The 16,856-nt window shown below is 65.2% G+C and carries 12 protein-coding genes; 11 read left to right on the plus strand and 1 reads right to left on the minus strand.

Annotated features, from left to right (window positions below; translation table 11 throughout):
- The 5 genes from pbpC to I6F12_RS09845 all read left to right on the plus strand — a co-directional run bounded on the left by pbpC (nucleotide 1) and on the right by I6F12_RS09845 (nucleotide 5,949).
- Nucleotides 1–2,172: a penicillin-binding protein 1C gene (pbpC, locus tag I6F12_RS09825; protein WP_225156067.1), complete on the plus strand. Its 2,172-nt coding sequence runs from the start codon at nucleotides 1–3 to the stop codon at nucleotides 2,170–2,172.
- Nucleotides 2,173–2,222: 50 nt separating this feature from the next.
- Entirely contained in the window at nucleotides 2,223–3,965 is a 1,743-nt protein-coding gene (locus I6F12_RS09830; RefSeq protein WP_225156068.1) for a glycosyltransferase family 39 protein, read from the plus strand.
- Nucleotide 3,966: 1 nt separating this feature from the next.
- The gene (locus tag I6F12_RS09835; protein ID WP_225156069.1) at nucleotides 3,967–4,812 is read left to right on the plus strand and encodes a phosphatase PAP2 family protein; all 846 of its coding nucleotides are present in this window, start codon (nucleotides 3,967–3,969) and stop codon (nucleotides 4,810–4,812) included.
- A gap of 64 nt (nucleotides 4,813–4,876) precedes the next feature.
- Nucleotides 4,877–5,614: a glycosyltransferase family 2 protein gene (locus I6F12_RS09840; RefSeq protein ID WP_225136762.1), complete on the plus strand. Its 738-nt coding sequence runs from the start codon at nucleotides 4,877–4,879 to the stop codon at nucleotides 5,612–5,614.
- The gene (locus tag I6F12_RS09845; RefSeq protein ID WP_025036223.1) at nucleotides 5,611–5,949 is read left to right on the plus strand and encodes a lipid-A-disaccharide synthase N-terminal domain-containing protein; all 339 of its coding nucleotides are present in this window, start codon (nucleotides 5,611–5,613) and stop codon (nucleotides 5,947–5,949) included. The genes I6F12_RS09840 and I6F12_RS09845 overlap by 4 nt, the downstream gene beginning before the upstream one ends.
- Before the next feature lie 65 nt (nucleotides 5,950–6,014).
- Here I6F12_RS09845 and metC read toward each other — a convergent pair whose 3' ends face one another.
- Entirely contained in the window at nucleotides 6,015–7,199 is a 1,185-nt protein-coding gene (metC, locus tag I6F12_RS09850; protein WP_036039383.1) for a cystathionine beta-lyase, read from the minus strand.
- 397 nt (nucleotides 7,200–7,596) lie between these two features.
- On the opposite strand from metC, the gene I6F12_RS09855 reads away from it, so the two are divergent.
- From I6F12_RS09855 to I6F12_RS09880, 6 genes are all read left to right on the plus strand, one after another.
- Entirely contained in the window at nucleotides 7,597–8,613 is a 1,017-nt protein-coding gene (locus I6F12_RS09855; protein ID WP_035999559.1) for an amino acid ABC transporter substrate-binding protein, read from the plus strand.
- Between the two features lie 25 nt (nucleotides 8,614–8,638).
- Nucleotides 8,639–9,844, plus strand: a complete 1,206-nt coding sequence (locus I6F12_RS09860) for an ABC transporter permease subunit (protein ID WP_036027974.1) — start codon at nucleotides 8,639–8,641, stop codon at nucleotides 9,842–9,844.
- The gene (locus I6F12_RS09865; protein ID WP_225156070.1) at nucleotides 9,841–11,361 is read left to right on the plus strand and encodes an amino acid ABC transporter permease; all 1,521 of its coding nucleotides are present in this window, start codon (nucleotides 9,841–9,843) and stop codon (nucleotides 11,359–11,361) included. Before I6F12_RS09860 ends, I6F12_RS09865 begins: the two co-directional genes overlap by 4 nt.
- 11 nt (nucleotides 11,362–11,372) lie before the next feature.
- Nucleotides 11,373–12,110 (plus strand): amino acid ABC transporter ATP-binding protein, encoded by a 738-nt coding sequence (locus tag I6F12_RS09870; RefSeq protein WP_225156071.1) that lies wholly within the window; start codon nucleotides 11,373–11,375, stop codon nucleotides 12,108–12,110.
- Between the two features lie 93 nt (nucleotides 12,111–12,203).
- Nucleotides 12,204–14,435, plus strand: a complete 2,232-nt coding sequence (locus I6F12_RS09875) for a tetratricopeptide repeat protein (RefSeq protein WP_225156072.1) — start codon at nucleotides 12,204–12,206, stop codon at nucleotides 14,433–14,435.
- Nucleotides 14,436–14,549: 114 nt separating this feature from the next.
- On the plus strand, nucleotides 14,550–16,823 hold the full coding sequence (locus I6F12_RS09880) for a tetratricopeptide repeat protein (RefSeq protein ID WP_225156073.1): 2,274 nt from the start codon (nucleotides 14,550–14,552) through the stop codon (nucleotides 16,821–16,823).
- The last annotated feature ends 33 nt before the right edge of the window (nucleotides 16,824–16,856 follow it).

The following is a 16,856-nucleotide window of genomic DNA, read 5'->3' on the forward strand; positions in this document are numbered from 1 at the left end:
ATGAGCGAGGCTGAGCCACATACACGGGCATCCACGGCCGCGCCGGCGGTGGGTGTTGGCGTGGATGGCCGGGTCAAGCCCGGCCATGACGGACGGAGGGGGCGGATCGCCTTTCGCCTTCTCTCCGCAGCCGCGCTCACCTTTATCCTCGCCATCATCGGCTTCGTTGGCTGGGTCTATTCGCTCGGCCCGCTTCCGCTCGACGAAGCCCGCCAGGTCTCAACCACCATCGTCGATCGCAACGGCAAACTGCTGCGCGCCTATGCAATGGCGGATGGGCGCTGGCGGTTGCCGGTCGATACCAGGACCAATGTCGATCCGACCTACCTGAAACTGCTGTTCGCCTATGAGGACCAGCGCTTCTACGCCCATGGCGGCATCGATCCGTTGGCGCTGGGGCGCGCCGCGTTGCAGCTGGGAACGCGCGGCCACATCGTCTCGGGCGGCTCGACCATCACGATGCAGCTGGCCCGTCTGATGGAGCCGCGGCGGCAGCGCTCGCTTTACGCAAAATTGCGGCAGATCGTGCGTGCCATCGAGATCGAGCGCAGCATGAGCAAGGAGCAGATCCTCGATCTCTATCTGGCGCTGGCGCCCTATGGCGGCAATCTCGAAGGCATCCGCGCGGCGTCGATCTCCTACCTCGGCAAGGAGCCGAAGCGGCTGTCGCTGGCGGAGGCCGCGTTGCTGGTCGCGCTGCCGCAATCGCCGGAGACGCGCCGGCTGGATCGCTATCCGGAAGCAGCCCGCAAGGCGCGCGACCGCGTGCTCGACCGCATGGTCGAGGAGCACGTGGTCAGCGCCGACGACGCCAATCAGGCCAAGGCGATGCCGGTGCCGAAACTGCGCAGGCCGATGCCGATCCTGGCGCCGCATGCCTCCGACGCCGCGCAGTCGACGGTCAAGGACGCGCCGATCATCAAGCTGACGCTCGATGCGACCTTGCAGAAGCTGCTGGAGCCGCTGGCGCGCGACCGCGCAATTGCGCTGGGTCCGAACATCTCGGTCGGCATCGTCGTGGTCGACAATGAGAGCGGCGACGTGCTCGCGCGTGTCGGCTCGGCCGATTATTTCGACGAGAGCCGGGCAGGGCAGGTCGACATGACCCGCGCCATCCGCTCGCCCGGCTCGACGCTCAAGCCCTTCATCTACGGGCTCGCCTTCGAGGACGGCTTTGTCCATCCCGACAGCTTGATCGACGACCGCCCGGTCCGCTTCGGCTCCTATGCGCCGGAAAATTTCGACATGACTTTCCAGGGCACCGTGCCGGTGAGGAAGGCTCTGCAACTGTCGCTGAACGTGCCGGCCATCGTGCTGCTCGACCGCGTCGGCTCGAGCCGGCTGACCTCGCGGCTGCGGCAGGCCGGCGGCAACCTCGTCCTGCCCAAGGACGAAGCGCCCGGCCTCGCCATGGGGCTCGGCGGCGTCGGCGTGACGCTCCAGGACCTCGCCCAGCTCTATGCCGGCTTTGCCCGCCTCGGGACCACCAAGCCGCTGCGCGAGATCGTGACGGCCAGGGACGATCGGGAGCCGCTGCGGCTGCTGGATCAGGTCGCAGCCTGGCAGGTCGGCAACGTCCTGCTCGGCACGCCACCGCCGGAGAACGCCGCCCACAACCGCATCGCCTTCAAGACCGGCACCTCCTACGGCTATCGCGACGCCTGGTCGGTCGGCTTCGACGGTCGCATGACCATCGGCGTCTGGGTTGGCCGTCCGGACGGAGCGCCGGTTCCCGGCCTGATCGGACGCGTTGCCGCCGCGCCCATCCTGTTCGATGCCTTCGCCCGCAGCGGCAAGACGCTGGCCGCCTTGCCGAAGCCGCCCAAGGGAACCCTGGTCGCAAGCAACGCGAAGCTGCCGCTGCCCTTGAAGCGGTTCCGTCCGGTCGGCGAACTGGTGCGAAGCGGGGGCGAGCAGCCGCTGCACATCCAGTTTCCGCTGAACGGCTCGCGGATCGACGTCGATCGATCGGATGGCCGGGAGAGCGCGGCTATGCCGGTCAAGGTCGCCGGCGGCGTGCTGCCCATGACCGTCATGGTTAACGGCACCGCGCTCGGCGAGATCGACGGCCGCCGTCATCGGTTGATCGATCCGCCCGGCCCGGGCTTTGCACGGCTCACCGTGATCGACGCCACGGGCGCCGCGGACACAGTCGTCATTCGAATTCAATGACCCTGCCTTAAGCGGTTGTGGCCATGGCGGTTTCAGCGTAAGCGGAACCAATGGCCGAGACCTACCCCAGCCCCCGTTTTGGTGCCCCCCGCGAGTCGAAATCGCCCACAAATCCGGGCAGCGGGCTCGTGCGCATGCTCGACATCGTCACTGCCAGCCACCCGCGCGCGGTCGGCTTCCTGGTGCTGTGTGCGCTGCTGCTGTTCCTGCCGGGCTTCTTCACCATCCCGCCGATCGACCGCGACGAGGCACGGTTTGCCCAGGCCACCAAGCAGATGGTCGAGAGCGGCGATTATGTCGACATCCGCTTTCAGGAGGACGTCCGCTACAAGAAGCCGGTCGGCATCTACTGGTTGCAATCGGCGACCGTCGAAGCCGCCTCGATGCTCAAGCTGCCGAAGGCCGAATTGCGCATCTGGGTCTACCGGCTGCCGTCACTGATGGGCGCGATCGGCGCCGTGCTGATGACGTATTGGGCCGCGCTCGGCTTCGTCACGCGGCGTGCCGCGGTGCTGGCGGCGCTGATGATGTGCGCCTCGGTGCTGCTCGGCGTCGAGGCGCGCCTGGCCAAGACCGACGCCGTGCTGCTGCTCTGCGTGGTTGCCGCGATGGGCGCGATGGCGCGGGCCTATCTGTCCTGGCAGCGCGCCGAGGACGAGACGCATCCGCCCAGGAGCTGGCCCGCGATCTTCTGGACCGCGCTTGCTGCGGGCATCCTAATCAAGGGGCCGCTGATCCTGATGTTCGCAGGCCTGACCATCGTCGCGCTCGCGATCCAGGACCGCGACGCCTCCTGGCTGTGGAAGCTGCGGCCTGTCTGGGGCCTGATGTGGATGCTGGTGCTGGTGCTGCCCTGGTTCCTCGCGATCTTCTGGCGCGCGGGCGAGACCTTCTTCACCACCTCCGTCGGCGGCGACATGCTGAGCAAGCTTGGCGCCCAGGAATCCCACGGCGCACCGCCCGGACTTTACCTGGCGCTGTTCTGGATCACGTTCTGGCCAGGTGCGCCGCTGGCGGCGATGGCGGCGCCCGCGGTGTGGCGGGCCCGCCGCGAGCCCGGTGCGCAGTTCCTGCTGGCCTGGCTGATCCCGTCCTGGATCGTGTTCGAGGCGGTGCTGACCAAGCTGCCGCATTACGTGCTGCCGCTGTATCCCGCGATCGCGATCCTCACCGCCGGCGCGGTGGAGCGGCGCGTGCTGTCGCGCTCCTGGCTGATGCGCGGCTCGGCCTGGTGGTTCGCGATCCCCGCAGCCGCCTCCATCATCGCGGTGGTCGGCTCGGTGATACTGACGCGGCAGCCCGCTTTCGTGGCTTGGCCGTTCATCGCGGCCGCGCTGATCTTCGGTCTGTTCGCCTGGTGGCTGTTCGATACCAACCGCGCCGAGCGCTCGTTTCTCAACGCCCTGGTCGCAGGCCTGATGCTCGCCGTGACGATTTACGGCATCGTGCTGCCGTCGCTGACCCCGCTGTTTCCCAGCATCGAGATCGCGCGCGCGCTTCGCAACGTCACCTGCGTCGGACCGAAGGCGGCTGCGGCCGGTTATCACGAGCCGAGCCTCGTCTTCCTGGCGGGCACCCGGACCTTGCTCACGGACGGCTCCGGTGCGGCGGACTTCCTGCGGCAGGGCAGCTGCCGCTTCGCGCTGATCGAGCAGCGCTCGGAGCGCAGCTTCGTGCAGCGCGCCGAGGCGATCGGGTTGCGCTACAAGGTCGGCGCGCGCATCGACGGCTATAATTTCTCGCAAGGGCGCGCGATCTCGATCTCGATCTTCCGCTCCGAAGGTACCGAATAGGATGCGGGCTCCGACCGACATTGCGCCGCATGCCGGCTATCCCGCGCAATTGCTAACGGTGTCCTGGCGCGCGCTGGCGCAGCTCGTGCGGTCGCCCTCGCATTCGCGCCGCGCCGAAGCCGCCCGGAAGCTGGCGCGGCATTCGCTGTGGCTTGCCGCGGCGGGTGCAGCGCTCGTCATCTTGCTGATGGTCGCGTTCGATCAGACCGAGATCCTGCTGATGCCGCCGCGCGGCACGCCGAGCCTGTGGCCGATCCGCATCCTCACCGATTTCGGCAAGGACGAGTATATCCTCTCGGTGCTGGGGGCTGCGCTGGTGGTGCTGGCGCTCGTCGCGGCCGGGCTGCGTGGGAGCCGCCGCGCGCTGCTGCTCGGCTTCGGCACGCGGCTGCAATTCCTGTTTCTGTCGGTTGCCGTGTCAGCCTTCGTCGCCGAGATCCTGAAATATGTCATCGGCCGCGGACGTCCGTTCGTCGGGGGCAAGGCCAATCCGTTCAACTTCGTCCCGTTCGAGGGGACAGGGGCTTATGCCAGCCTGCCGTCAGGCCACGCCGTGGCCGCGTTCGCCCTGGCGTTTGCCGTCTCGGCACTGTGGCCGCGTCTGCGCGTCTTCATGTTCACTTACGCAATCGTGATCGTGCTGACGCGCCTGGTGTTGCTGGCGCATCATCCGAGCGACGTGGTCGCCGGCGCTCTGGTCGGAACGGTGGGCGCCATGGCCGTTCATTACTGGTTCGCGGCCCGAAAGCTCGGATTTGCCATCCGCGCCGACGGCACCATCGTGCCGCTTTCAGGGACGTTTTCCGACCGCCTTAAAAGGGTTGCCCACCGGGCATCCGCCCCATAAAAGCGGCTGCCTGCCGGGACCGCCGGTTCCTCTGGGCAGGTCAATTCCAACCACGAGCCTCGATTTGTCGACCTTCCAGCCTTCGGTTTCCATCGTTGTTCCCGTGCGCAACGAAGCCGATAACATCGCGCCGCTGATCGCGGAGATCGGCGCGGCACTCGATGGCCGCTGGCCCTATGAGATCATCTACGTCAACGACGGCTCGACCGACGCCACCGGCGAGCGGCTTGGCGCCATCATGAAGCAGCGGAGCAATCTGCGTCAGCTTCGCCATGCAAGATCGGGCGGCCAGTCGGCGGCCGTGCGCAGCGGCGTGCGCGCGGCGCGCGGAGAGATCGTGGCGACGCTCGATGGTGACGGCCAGAACAATCCGGCCTTCCTGCCCGACCTGATCGCGGCGGTCGAGAAGGGGGCAGGGCGCGTCGGTCTCGCGGCCGGCCAGCGGATCGGGCGCAAGGACACCGGCTTCAAGAAATTCCAGTCGCGCATCGCCAACGGCGTTCGCAACGCCATCCTGAAGGACGGCACGCGCGACACCGGCTGCGGGCTGAAGGCGTTCCGCCGCGACGTCTTCCTGATGCTTCCATATTTCGACGGGCTGCATCGGTTCCTCCCCGCCCTGGTCCGCCGCGAAGGCTATGACATCGCCTATGTCGATGTGATCGACCGGCCGCGCCATTCCGGCGTGTCCAACTATGGTTTCTTCGACCGGCTGTGGATCGGCATCATGGATCTTGCCGGCGTCTGGTGGCTGATCCGCCGCAAGAAGCCGACGCCTGAGGTGACCGAGGTGAACGCATGATCATTCAATACGGTCAGGCGCTGAGCAATTATCTCTATGACGTCTTCGTCGCCAAGTTCGACTTCTGGCTGGCATTCGGCCTGGTCGCGCAGCTGTTCTTCACGGCGCGCTTCCTGGTGCAGTGGATCGCGAGCGAGCGCGCCGGCAACAGCGTGGTGCCGATGGCGTTCTGGTTCTGCTCGATGGGCGGCGGGCTGATGACGCTGGTCTATGGCGTCGTGAAGCGCGAGCCCGTCATCATCCTCGGACAGTCGCTCGCGACCATCATCTATATCAGAAACATCATGCTGATCTGGAAGAACCGCGGCACCGCCTCGAAGACGCTGGACCGCTGATCCAGCGTTCGGCTCCGCTTGTTGAAGCCTGGCACGTTGCTAGGCGAGATGCCCAATCCTGATGCTCACATGGCCGCTTTGAGGGCAGCGAAGCCGCGGTCGAGATCGGCCTTGAGGTCGTCGGTGCTCTCGAGCCCGATGTGGAGACGCAGCGTCGGGCCGCCGGGCTCCCATTTGGTCGCGGTGCGATAGGCATCGCAATCGAAGGGAATTGCAAGGCTCTCGAACCCGCCCCAGGAAAAGCCCATGCCGAACAGCTTCAGCGTATTGAGCATGGTGTCGACCGCCTGCTGCGGCGCCGGCTTCAGCACGATGCTGAACAGGCCGGAGGCGCCGGTGAAGTCGCGCTTCCAGATCGCATGACCGGGATCGGTCTCCAGCCCGGGATGCAGCACGCGCGCAACCTCAGGCCTTGCCGCCAGCCAGCGCGCCATCTCGAGCCCGGAGCGATGATGTTGCGCCAGCCGCACCGACAGCGTGCGGAGGCCGCGCAGCGCCAGGAAGACGTCGTCGGGGCCGGCACAGACGCCGAGCAAGCGGATGCCTTCGGCAATCATCGGCCAGGCCTTAGCGTTGGCCGAGATGGTGCCGAACATGATGTCGGAATGGCCGCCGATATATTTCGTCGCGGCCTGCATGCTGATGTCGACGCCCTGGTCCAGCGAGCGGTGATAGAGCGGCGTCGCCCAGGTGTTGTCGTCGATGACGAGCGCGCCGCGCCCATGTGCGACTTCGGCGATGGCGCGGATGTCGGGCATCTCGAACGATTGCGAGCCCGGCGCCTCCACCAGAACGGCCCGGGTGTTGGGCTTGAACAGCTTGTCGATGCCCGCGCCGATCATCGGATCGAAATAGGTGGTCTCGACGCCGTAGCGCGTGAGCATGCCGTTGCAGAAATTGCGCGAGGGCCGATAGATGTTGTCGACCACCAGGATGTGGTCGCCGGCTTTGAGCACCGAGAGCAGGGTGGTGGAAATCGCCGACAGCCCCGACGGCACGATACCGACGCCGGCGCATTGCGGACCCTCCAGCGCCATCAGCGTCTCCTGGAACGCCTTGGTCGTCGGGGAACCGTGACGGCCGTAGGTGAACTCGCCGCGATGGGCGTGCAGGTCCTCTGCGGTCGGATAGAGCACGGTCGAGCCGTGGAAGACCGGCGGATTGACGAACCCCTTCTGCGCCTTGGTGTCGCGGCCGGAGGTGACCAGCCGGGTCTCGGCGTGCTGCTCTTGGGGGGACGAAGAATCCATGCGCCTGCTTTCAAAACCGCGTTTCCACCGGACGCATCGCGCCCCTGGGCCGACCGAAAGGCCGCGGTCGTTAATAACAGAACACAGAAGAGTCCCGTCAACCCCTTGACCCGGAACGCCAGTCGTTCTGTGATGCGCAGGTGCTATTCAGTCGCCGCATGTTGAGGGGCCTGCCGCGACCTTCGATCCATTGCCTGACCGGACGTCGCGTCACAGCCAAGAGATGGCGGGCGCCGGCGGCGGGGATGAAGGTATGGGCTCCCGAGATCGGCGAGTGTTCGGCAAGGTTTTCCAGCATGACTCTTGCAAGGCCGGATTCTTGAAGGACCTGGTTTGGCAGAGACGATCCTAAGACAACATTCCTGACCTTGAGACGACCTTGAAAGGCCCAAAGCCCATGAAACGCGTAACCCTGGCTCTCTCCCTTGCTCTCGCCGCCGGCCTCACCGCCCAAGCCGCCGATGCGCAAACGCTCAAGACCGTCAAGGATCGGGGCATGCTGTCCTGCGGCGTCAGCCAGGGCCTGCCGGGCTTCTCCTCGCCCGACGACAAGGGCAACTGGACCGGCATCGACGTCGACGTCTGCCGCGCCATTGCCGGCGCCATCTTCAACGATCCGACCAAGGTCAAGTTCGTGCCGCTGTCCGCCAAGGACCGCTTCACCGCGCTGCAATCCGGCGAGGTCGACGTGCTCTCGCGCAACACCACCTGGACCATCTCGCGCGACACCTCGCTCGGCGCCAATTTCACCGGCGTGACCTATTACGACGGGCAGGGCTTCATGGTGAAGAAGTCGCTCAAGGTGAATTCGGCGCTCGAGCTCAACAGTGCATCGGTCTGCGTGCAGACCGGCACCACCACCGAGCAGAATCTCGCCGACTACTTCAAGGCCAACAACATGAAGTACGAGGTGATCGCGTTCGCCACCAACGACGAGACCGTCAAGGCCTATGAGGCCGGCCGCTGCGACGTCTTCACCACCGACCAGTCGGGCCTGTACGCCAACCGCCTCAAGCTCGCCAGCCCCAACGACCACATGGTGCTGCCCGAGATCATCTCGAAGGAGCCGCTCGGTCCGATGGTGCGGCACGGCGACGACCAGTGGTTCGACATCGTGAAATGGACGCTGTTCGCGATGCTCACCGCCGAAGAGCTCGGCGTGACCTCGAAGAACATCGACGAGAAGGCGAAGCTGGAAAATCCCGAGCTGAAGCGCGTGCTCGGCAGCGACGGCAATTTCGGCGAACAGCTCGGCCTGACCAAGGATTGGGTGGTGCGGATCGTCAAGACCGTCGGCAATTACGGTGAGGTGTTCGATCGCACCGTCGGCGCCGGTTCGCCGCTCGGCATCAATCGCGGTGTCAACAATCTCTGGAACAAGGGCGGTCTTCAGTACGCGCCGCCGATCCGCTGATCAGCCCTGATCGGCCGGCAGCGGCATGAGCACCGAGGCTCGAAAACCGCCGCCCCAGATCGCGCTGAAGATACGGCGCATTCTGGGCGGCAAGGCAGGCTGGAACGGCGTTGCCGTCCAGTTTGCCTTCGCGGCGATCCTGGGCTGGATCGGCTACGAGATCGTCTCCAATGCGCGGGCCAATCTCGAGAACCAGCATATCGCCGCCGGCTTCGGCTTCCTCAGGAACAATGCCGGCTTCGACGTCAATCAGACCCTGATCTCCTATACCGGCTCGGACACGTTCCTGCGCGTGTTCGTGGTCGGGCTGTTGAACACGCTCGTGGTCTCCGTGGTGGGCATCGTCTTCGCCACGGTGATCGGCTTCATCGTCGCGCTGTGCCGGCTGTCGCCCAATTGGCTGCTGTCGCGGGTCGGCGAGATCTATGTCGAGGTCATCCGCAACCTGCCGCTGCTGTTCCAGATCCTGTTCTGGTATCTGGCGGTGCTCGCGGCCTTGCCCAATCCGCGGCAGAGCATTTCCCTGTTCGGCATTGCCTTCATCAGCAATCGGGGCCTCGTCATTCCCAGCCCGATCGGTCAGAGCGGTCTCGCGCCGTTCCTCGCGGTGCTGGCGCTCGGCATCGTCGCCTCACTGGCGCTGCGCGTCTACGCAAGGCGAGCGCTGTTTCAGCGCGGGCAGGTGATCCGCATCTGGCCTTCCGTGCTGGCCCTGCTGTTCGGGCTTCCGCTGGCCACGATGCTGGTCTTCGGTCTGCCTTTCACCTTCGAGCTGCCGCAGCTGAGGGGGTTCAACTTCGCCGGCGGCTCACGCATCATCCCGGAATTCGTGGCGCTGACGGTGGCGCTGGCGACCTATACCGCCGCCTTCATCGCCGAGATCGTGCGCGCTGGCATCCTGTCCGTTCACAAGGGGCAGATGGAGGCGGGATCTTCGCTCGGCCTCAGCCGCGGCGCCACGCTCCGCCTCATCGTCGTGCCGCAGGCCATGCGCGTCATCGTGCCGCCGCTGACCAACCAGTACCTCAATCTCACCAAGAACTCGTCGCTGGCGGTCGCGATCGGCTATCCTGACCTGGTGTCGGTGTTTGCCGGCACGTCGCTGAGCCAGACCGGGCAGGCGATCGAGATCATCGCCATGACGATGGGCGTCTATCTCCTGATCTCGCTCCTGACCAGCGCGATCATGAGCGTCTACGGTTGGCGTGTCAGCCGGAGCCTCGGCGCATGAGCGATGTCATCTCGTCCAGCTTCGTCCGCCAGGACCTGCTCGCCGAGCGTCCCGCGCCGGTGAAGACCACGGGCTTCATCGGCCTGATGCGCACGCGCCTGTTCAACTCGCCGACCAACATCCTGCTGACGATCGTCGGCGCCTTGCTGCTCTGGTTCACCATCGTTCCCTCCGTCAAGTTCCTGTTGGTCGATGCGGTCTGGAGCGGTAAGGACCGCACCGCGTGCCTCGCCGAGAACGCCGGCTTTGCGGTCGGCGCCTGCTGGCCCTACATCCAGGCGAAGCTCCCGCAACTGATCTACGGCTTCTATCCCGAGGCCGAGCGTTGGCGGGTGAACTTGACGCTGTTGCTTGCAGTCGTCCTGCTGTTGCCGCTGCTCATTCCGCGGCTGCCGGCCAAGAGCCTGAATGCCGGCTTGTTCTTCGTCGCTTTTCCGGTGGTGGCGTTCTTCCTGCTGCACGGCGGCGGCATCAAGGGCTTCGGGCTGAGCTGGACGGCCGGCCTGCTGCAATTGTTCGATGAGAGCATCGTCGGTGCCGGACAAGCGCTGATCACATCGGGCAGGACCTCTGCGGTCGGTCCGCTGCTGTGGGCGCTCGGGAGCCTCATCGTGCTGCTCGGTACGCTGATCCATTGGCTGATCTTTCCGCTCACCTGGCTGCGCGATTATCTCCAGGGCACCGGCCAGCCCGTCTGGGCGGATTTCGGCGTCACGGCCGCGATCGTCTGCCTGATCGCCTTCGTTCTCGGCGGTGGCGTTCGCACCGGCGGGCGGGCTCTGGCGTCGAGCATCGCCACCTTCATTGGCATCGCCATCGTCATCAGGCTGATGGATCTCGATCACGGCGGATTGCCGATCGTAACGACGAATCTGTGGGGTGGCCTCCTGGTGACGCTGGTGGTCTCCGTCACCGGCATCGTCACCTCGCTGCCGATCGGCATCGCGCTCGCGCTCGGCCGCCGCTCGACCATTCCCTTGATCCGGATCTTCTCGATCGCCTTCATCGAGTTCTGGCGCGGCGTGCCGCTGATCACCGTGCTGTTCTTCGCAACCTACATGCTGCCGCTGTTCCTTCCCGGCAATTTCACCGTCGACGGCTTGGTGCGTGCGCTGATCGGCATCGCGCTGTTCACCGGCGCCTATCAGGCCGAGAACGTCCGCGGCGGGCTGGCGGCGATCCCGCGCGGGCAGAGCGAGGCGGCCGCCGCCCTCGGGCTGTCCTGGTGGAAGACGACCTCGCTGATCGTGCTGCCGCAGGGGCTGCGGCACGTCATTCCGAACCTCGTCAACAGCTTCATCTCGCTGTTCAAGGACACCTCGCTGGTCTCGATCGTGGCGCTGTTCGATCTGCTCGGCTCGCTGCGCGCCTCGTTCGCGGATCCGAAATGGTCGACGCCGTCGACGGCGTTCACCGGCTTCGCCTTCGCTGGGATCATCTACTTCCTGTTCTGCTTTGGCATGTCGCGCTATTCCTTGTTCGTCGAGCACCGCCTCAACGCCCACCGCCGCAACTGATCGAGGGCACCATGTCCGACCCCATCGTCAAGATTTCCGGCCTGAACAAATGGTACGGCGAATTCCACGTCCTGCGTGACGTCGATCTCGCCGTGCAAAAGGGCGAGCGCATCGTGATCTGCGGCCCCTCGGGCTCGGGCAAGTCCACGCTGATCCGCTGCATCAATGCGCTGGAGGAATTCCAGGAGGGCGAGATCGTCGTCGACGGCATCGAGCTCGGACCGAACCTAAAGCACGTCGACGCGGTCCGCCGTGAGGTCGGCATGGTGTTCCAAAGCTTCAACCTGTTCCCGCATCTGACCGTGCTCGACAATTGCACGCTGGCGCCGATCTGGGTCCGCAACATCCCCAAGAAGGACGCCGAGGTGACGGCGATGAAGTTCCTCGAGCGCGTCAAGATCCCGCACCAGGCCAACAAGTTTCCGGGTCAGATGTCCGGCGGCCAGCAGCAGCGCGTCGCGATCGCCCGGGCCCTGACCATGAACCCGAAGGTGATGCTGTTCGACGAGCCGACCTCGGCGCTCGACCCCGAGATGGTCAAGGAGGTGCTCGACACCATGGTCGACCTCGCCGAGGAAGGCATGACCATGCTGGTCGTCACTCACGAGATGGGCTTTGCCCGCGAGGTCGCCAACCGCGTCGTGTTCATGGATGCCGGGCAGATCATCGAGGCCAACACTCCGAACGAGTTCTTCGCCGCCCCGCAGCACGCCCGCACCAAGCTGTTCCTGAGCCAGATTCTGCGCTGAGCCCGGCGACCTGTGGCCTCGCCGGTCTGACCGCAAGCCTGGCACCATCCGAATCGGCTTGCTTCTTTTCGGACCATCCTCCGGAGAGAGACCTTGCAGAGCAGTGCCGGCGTGCGCGCATACCAGAATGCGCGACTGGAAAAGAAGCTGAAGAAGCAGGCGGACGCCGTCATGGCCTTCGCGATCGAGGCACTCGGGCAGGGCAGGCCCGATGAGGCCGAGATGCTCTGCCGCGAGATCTTGAAGGAGGTGCCGGATCATTTTCATGCCACGCACCTGCTCGGCCTGCGCGCGTTCGACGGCGGGCGGCTCGACGAGGCGGAATTCCTGCTCGAGCGTGCAATTGCACTCGATCCGCGTTCGCCCGATGCGCACGGCAATCTCGGGGCGGTCTATTTCGCGCTGGAGAAATTCGCTAGCGCCCGCGCCTGCCAGGAGAAGGCCATCGCGCTCAAGCCGAGTTGTCCGATCACCCTGACCAATCTCGGCAATACGCTGCTGCACATCGGGCTCGGCAACGAGGCGATCGGGCTGCACGAACGGGCGATCAGGCTGAAGCCGGATTATGCCGATGCGTTTTGCAACCGCGGCATGGCGGAATTGATGACGGGCCAGTTCGAACGCGCCAAGGCGAGCTTCGAGCGCGCCCTGTCGTTTCAGCCATCTCACGCCGAGGCGATCGCGGGCAGGGGGATGGTCAGCCTCGAGCTCCGGCACTTCGCGGAGGCGGGCGCCGCCTTCGAGGCCGCGCTCGCGATCAAGCCGGGTTCGCCACGGATTCTGCTGCAGCGTGGACGGCTTAATTTGAGTTTAGCCCGGCTGGAGCAGGCGGCCGCGGACCTCGACGCGGCGCTGGCGCAATCGCCACGGCTCGAGTTCGCGCTGTGCTGGCGGGCGCAGATCGACATTCTCGCGGGAAACACGGCGCGGGCGATGGCAGGCGTCAAGACGCTGCTCGAGGTCAATCCGCAATCCGAGATGGGGTTGGCGCTTTTGGCGGCGTGCCATGTGAACCAGGGAGACATCCTGACCGCGCTCGCGCACCTCGACGCCGCGCTCGAGATCGCGCCGGATTTTCCGGAGGCGATCGGATACAAGATCTTCGTGCTGGACTACCTGCCGGAGGCCGATTTCGCCGCCCAGCAGGCCGCGCGGAAGTACTGGTGGGACGCGATCGGCGCGAAGCTGCAGCAAAGGACGCTGGCGCCGCGGCCACTCGATCCTGACCGGCGGATCGTGATCGGATACGTCGCATCCGAATTCAGGAACCACTCGGCGGCATACTCTCTGTTGCCGGTGCTGCGCCATCATGATCACGCCCAGTTCAAGCTCGTCTGCTATTCCTGCTGGCCGATGCAGGACGAGATGACGGAGAGCTTCAGGCCTCTCGCGGATGTCTTCGTCGATGCCGCACAATTGTCCGATGACGAGCTGGCCGACCGCATCCAGGCCGACGGGATCGATATTCTGATCGATGTCTCCGGGCACACGACCGGCAGCAGGCTTCATGTCTTTGCCCGCAAGCCGGCGCCGATCCAGGTGACGGGCTTCGGGCACTCCACGGGGACAGGCCTTCAAACCATGGACTACGTGCTCGCGGACCCGATCTTCATTCCGCAATCGGCGCGTCATCTCCTGGCCGAGAAGGTGCACGACCTGCCGTGCCTGATCACGATCGATCCGATCCTGGACATTCCGCCTTCAGAGCCACCCATGCTCCGCAACGGCTACGTCACTTTCGGGGTGTTCAACCGCATCTTCAAGATTTCGGACGAGGCCATCCGGGTGTGGTCGAACGTCATGCATGCGGTGAGGGGATCGAAGATCATCGTCAAGAACGGGCTGCTTGACGATCCATTGCTGCGCGATCGACTGGTCGCGCGGTTCGCGGCAGAAGGGGTCGCCGAAGAGAATGTCATCTGCATGGGCTCGACCTCGCGCCCCGAGCATCTGCGGGCCTTTGCGATGGTCGACATGTCCCTCGACACCTTCCCGCAGAACGGCGGCATCAGCACCTGGGAGTCCCTCTATGCCGGCGTTCCCGTGGTCGCCAAGCTCGGCAGCGGCGCTTCGTCGCGCGCCGGCGGCTCCATCGTTGCCGCCGTCGGCCTGGAGGACTGGGTCGCCGAGGATGACGCGGGCTATGCCGCGATCGCGTGCAACTACGCGGCGCAGCCGGCCTACCTGGCAAAGCTGCGGGCGGATCTGCCGGCTCGGATCGCAGCCTCGCCGGCCGGCGACGTCGAATTTTACACGCGCGAGGTTGAAGCGGCTTATCGCCGGTTCTGGCGCGATCATTGTGCCGTCGCCTCGGAGCTGGCCTAGGAAGATGTTGCGCCGGGCCCCGGGAAATCCCGGAGGCGGAGCGCCTCCGGTCACCGGCCGACCAGGCTCGCGAATCAGTTAGACTCTGCTGAGGGCATCCTCCGGAGAGACACCTTGCAGAAGAGCGGCGGCGGCGCGCGCGCGTTCCAGAATGCGCGATTGCAGAAGAAATTGACGAAGCAGGCCGACGCCGTCATTGCCGCAGCGGCGAACGCCTATGGCCAGGGCCGATACGCCGAGACAGAGGCGCTATGCCGCGAGATCCTGAAAGCCCTTCCGGATCATGTCGACGCCATTCACCTGCTCGGCATGTGCGCCCATGACGGCCGGCGCCTCGAGGAGGCGAGAGAGCTGCTGGAGCGCGTGATCGCGCTCGATCCGCGCCTGCACGATGCCCACAACAACCTCGCGACCGTGCATTTCGACCTCGGCAATTACGAAGAGGCGCGGCGCTGCCAGGAGAGGGCGATCGCGCTCAAGCCGAATTTCGCGGTGGCGCTGACCAACCTCGGCAACACGCTGATGCATATGGGGCTGTACGAACAGGCGCTCGAGATGCACGAGCGCGCCATCAAGATTAAATCGGATTATGCCGATGCGCTCTGCAATCGCGGCATGGTCGAGATCGTGCTTGGGCAGATCATGCGTGCCAAGGAGAGCTTCGATCGCGCTTTGCTGTTTCAGCCGCGTCACGCCGAGGCCATCGTCGGCAGCGGCATGGTCAGCATGGAGCTGCGGCATCACGAGGAGGCCGCAGCCAAGTTCGCTCGGGCCCTCGCAATCAAGCCAGGCGCGCCACGAATTCTGGCCCAGCGCGGACGGCTCAGTTACGAGCTGCAGCACCTGCAGGAGGCGCTGGCGGATTTCGATGCGGCGCTTGCGATTTCGCCCAAGCTCGAGCTGGCCCTTCGGGGCAAGGCGCAGGTCTGCCTCGTCATGGGAAGGACCGCGCAGGCGATGGCGGCCGCAACGACCTTGATCGAGCGAAATCCTCGCTCGGAGATGGGGTTGGCGCTTCTGGGCTTCGCTTATTCGAACCAGGGAGACATGGAATCCGCGATTGAATATCTCGATCGCGCGCTGGCGCTGCGACCGGACTATGGAGACGCGATCAGAGGCAAGATCTTCTTGCTGGACTACCTTGCGGAGGCGGATTTCGCGGTCCAGCAGGCAGTGCGAAAGTCCTGGTGGGATGCAATCGGCTCGAGGATTCCGCAAAGGACGCTGCCGAAGCGGCCGCTGGATCCGGACAAGCAGATTGTGGTCGGATATGTCGCGGCCGAATTCCGACAACACTCGGCGGGACTCACCTTGCTGCCCGTGTTGCGCCATCATGATCACGCCAAGTTCAAGATCGTCTGCTATTACGCCTGGCCGGGGGCGGACGAGTACACCGCCAAGTTCAAGGCGCTGGCGGATGTCTGGGTCGACGCTTGGCAGATGTCGGACGACGAGCTCGCCGATCGTATTCAGGCCGACAATGTCGACATTCTGATCGACGTTTCCGGCCACACGACCGGCAACAGGCTGCAATGCTTTGCGCGGAAGCCGGCTCCGATCCAGGCCACCGGCTTCGGACACGCGACGGGTACGGGCATGCCGACCATGGATTACGTGCTCGCCGATCCCATTTTCATTCCGCCATCGGCCCGGCATCTGTTTCCCGAGAAGATCCACGATCTGCCGTGCCTGATCACGATGGAGCCGGTCACCAATCTAAAGCCCTCCGAGCTCCCGATGCTCCGCAACGGCTACGTCACCTTTGGTGTGTTCAACCGCATCTACAAGATCTCGGATGATGCGATCCGCGTGTGGTCGCGCATCATGCGGGAAGTGCCGGGATCGAAGATCATCCTCAAGCATGGTTTGCTCGACGATGCCCTGCTGCGCGATGGCCTGGTCGCACGCTTCATCGCACAGGGTATTGCGGAGGAGGACATCACTTGCCTCGGCACCACCTCGCGTGACGACCATCTGATGGCCTTCGACAAGATCGATATTTCCCTCGACACGTTCCCGCAGAACGGCGGCATCAGCACCTGGGAATCCCTCTACAAGGGCGTTCCGGTCGTGGCCAAGCTCGGCATTGGAGCCTCCTCGCGTGCTGGCGCCTCCATCGTGGCGGCCGTCGGCCTCGGCGACTGGGTCGCGGAGGATGACGACGGTTATGTCGAGATCGCCCGCAAGTTCGCCTCGCAGCCCGAATATCTGGCAAAGTTGCGCGCGGGCTTACCGGCCCAGATCGCAGCCTCGCCCGCCGGCAATGTCGAGATCTACACGCGTGAGCTCGAGGCGGGATACCGAAAGTTCTGGCGCGACTATTGTGCCGCTGCCGCTGAACGCGACGACGCTGCGGGCAGCGGGGCGGACGCACCTGGCGGCTCCTGAGCCGCATCCTGCTGGCGAACCCCGGGATATCCC

Source organism: Bradyrhizobium sp. IC4059 (assembly GCF_020193615.1).
Lineage (GTDB): Bacteria > Pseudomonadota > Alphaproteobacteria > Rhizobiales > Xanthobacteraceae > Bradyrhizobium > Bradyrhizobium yuanmingense.

What these genes read in the sequence shown, in the direction of transcription:
- pbpC (WP_225156067.1), top strand. Translation starts at nt 1, where the DNA reads ATGAGCGAGGCTGAGCCACATACACGGGCATCCACGGCCGCGCCGGCG.
- I6F12_RS09830 (WP_225156068.1), top strand. Translation starts at nt 2,223, where the DNA reads ATGGCCGAGACCTACCCCAGCCCCCGTTTTGGTGCCCCCCGCGAGTCG.
- I6F12_RS09835 (WP_225156069.1), top strand. Translation starts at nt 3,967, where the DNA reads ATGCGGGCTCCGACCGACATTGCGCCGCATGCCGGCTATCCCGCGCAA.
- I6F12_RS09845 (WP_025036223.1), top strand. Translation starts at nt 5,611, where the DNA reads ATGATCATTCAATACGGTCAGGCGCTGAGCAATTATCTCTATGACGTC.
- metC (WP_036039383.1), bottom strand. Translation starts at nt 7,199, where the DNA reads ATGGATTCTTCGTCCCCCCAAGAGCAGCACGCCGAGACCCGGCTGGTC.
- I6F12_RS09855 (WP_035999559.1), top strand. Translation starts at nt 7,597, where the DNA reads ATGAAACGCGTAACCCTGGCTCTCTCCCTTGCTCTCGCCGCCGGCCTC.
- I6F12_RS09860 (WP_036027974.1), top strand. Translation starts at nt 8,639, where the DNA reads ATGAGCACCGAGGCTCGAAAACCGCCGCCCCAGATCGCGCTGAAGATA.
- I6F12_RS09865 (WP_225156070.1), top strand. Translation starts at nt 9,841, where the DNA reads ATGAGCGATGTCATCTCGTCCAGCTTCGTCCGCCAGGACCTGCTCGCC.
- I6F12_RS09870 (WP_225156071.1), top strand. Translation starts at nt 11,373, where the DNA reads ATGTCCGACCCCATCGTCAAGATTTCCGGCCTGAACAAATGGTACGGC.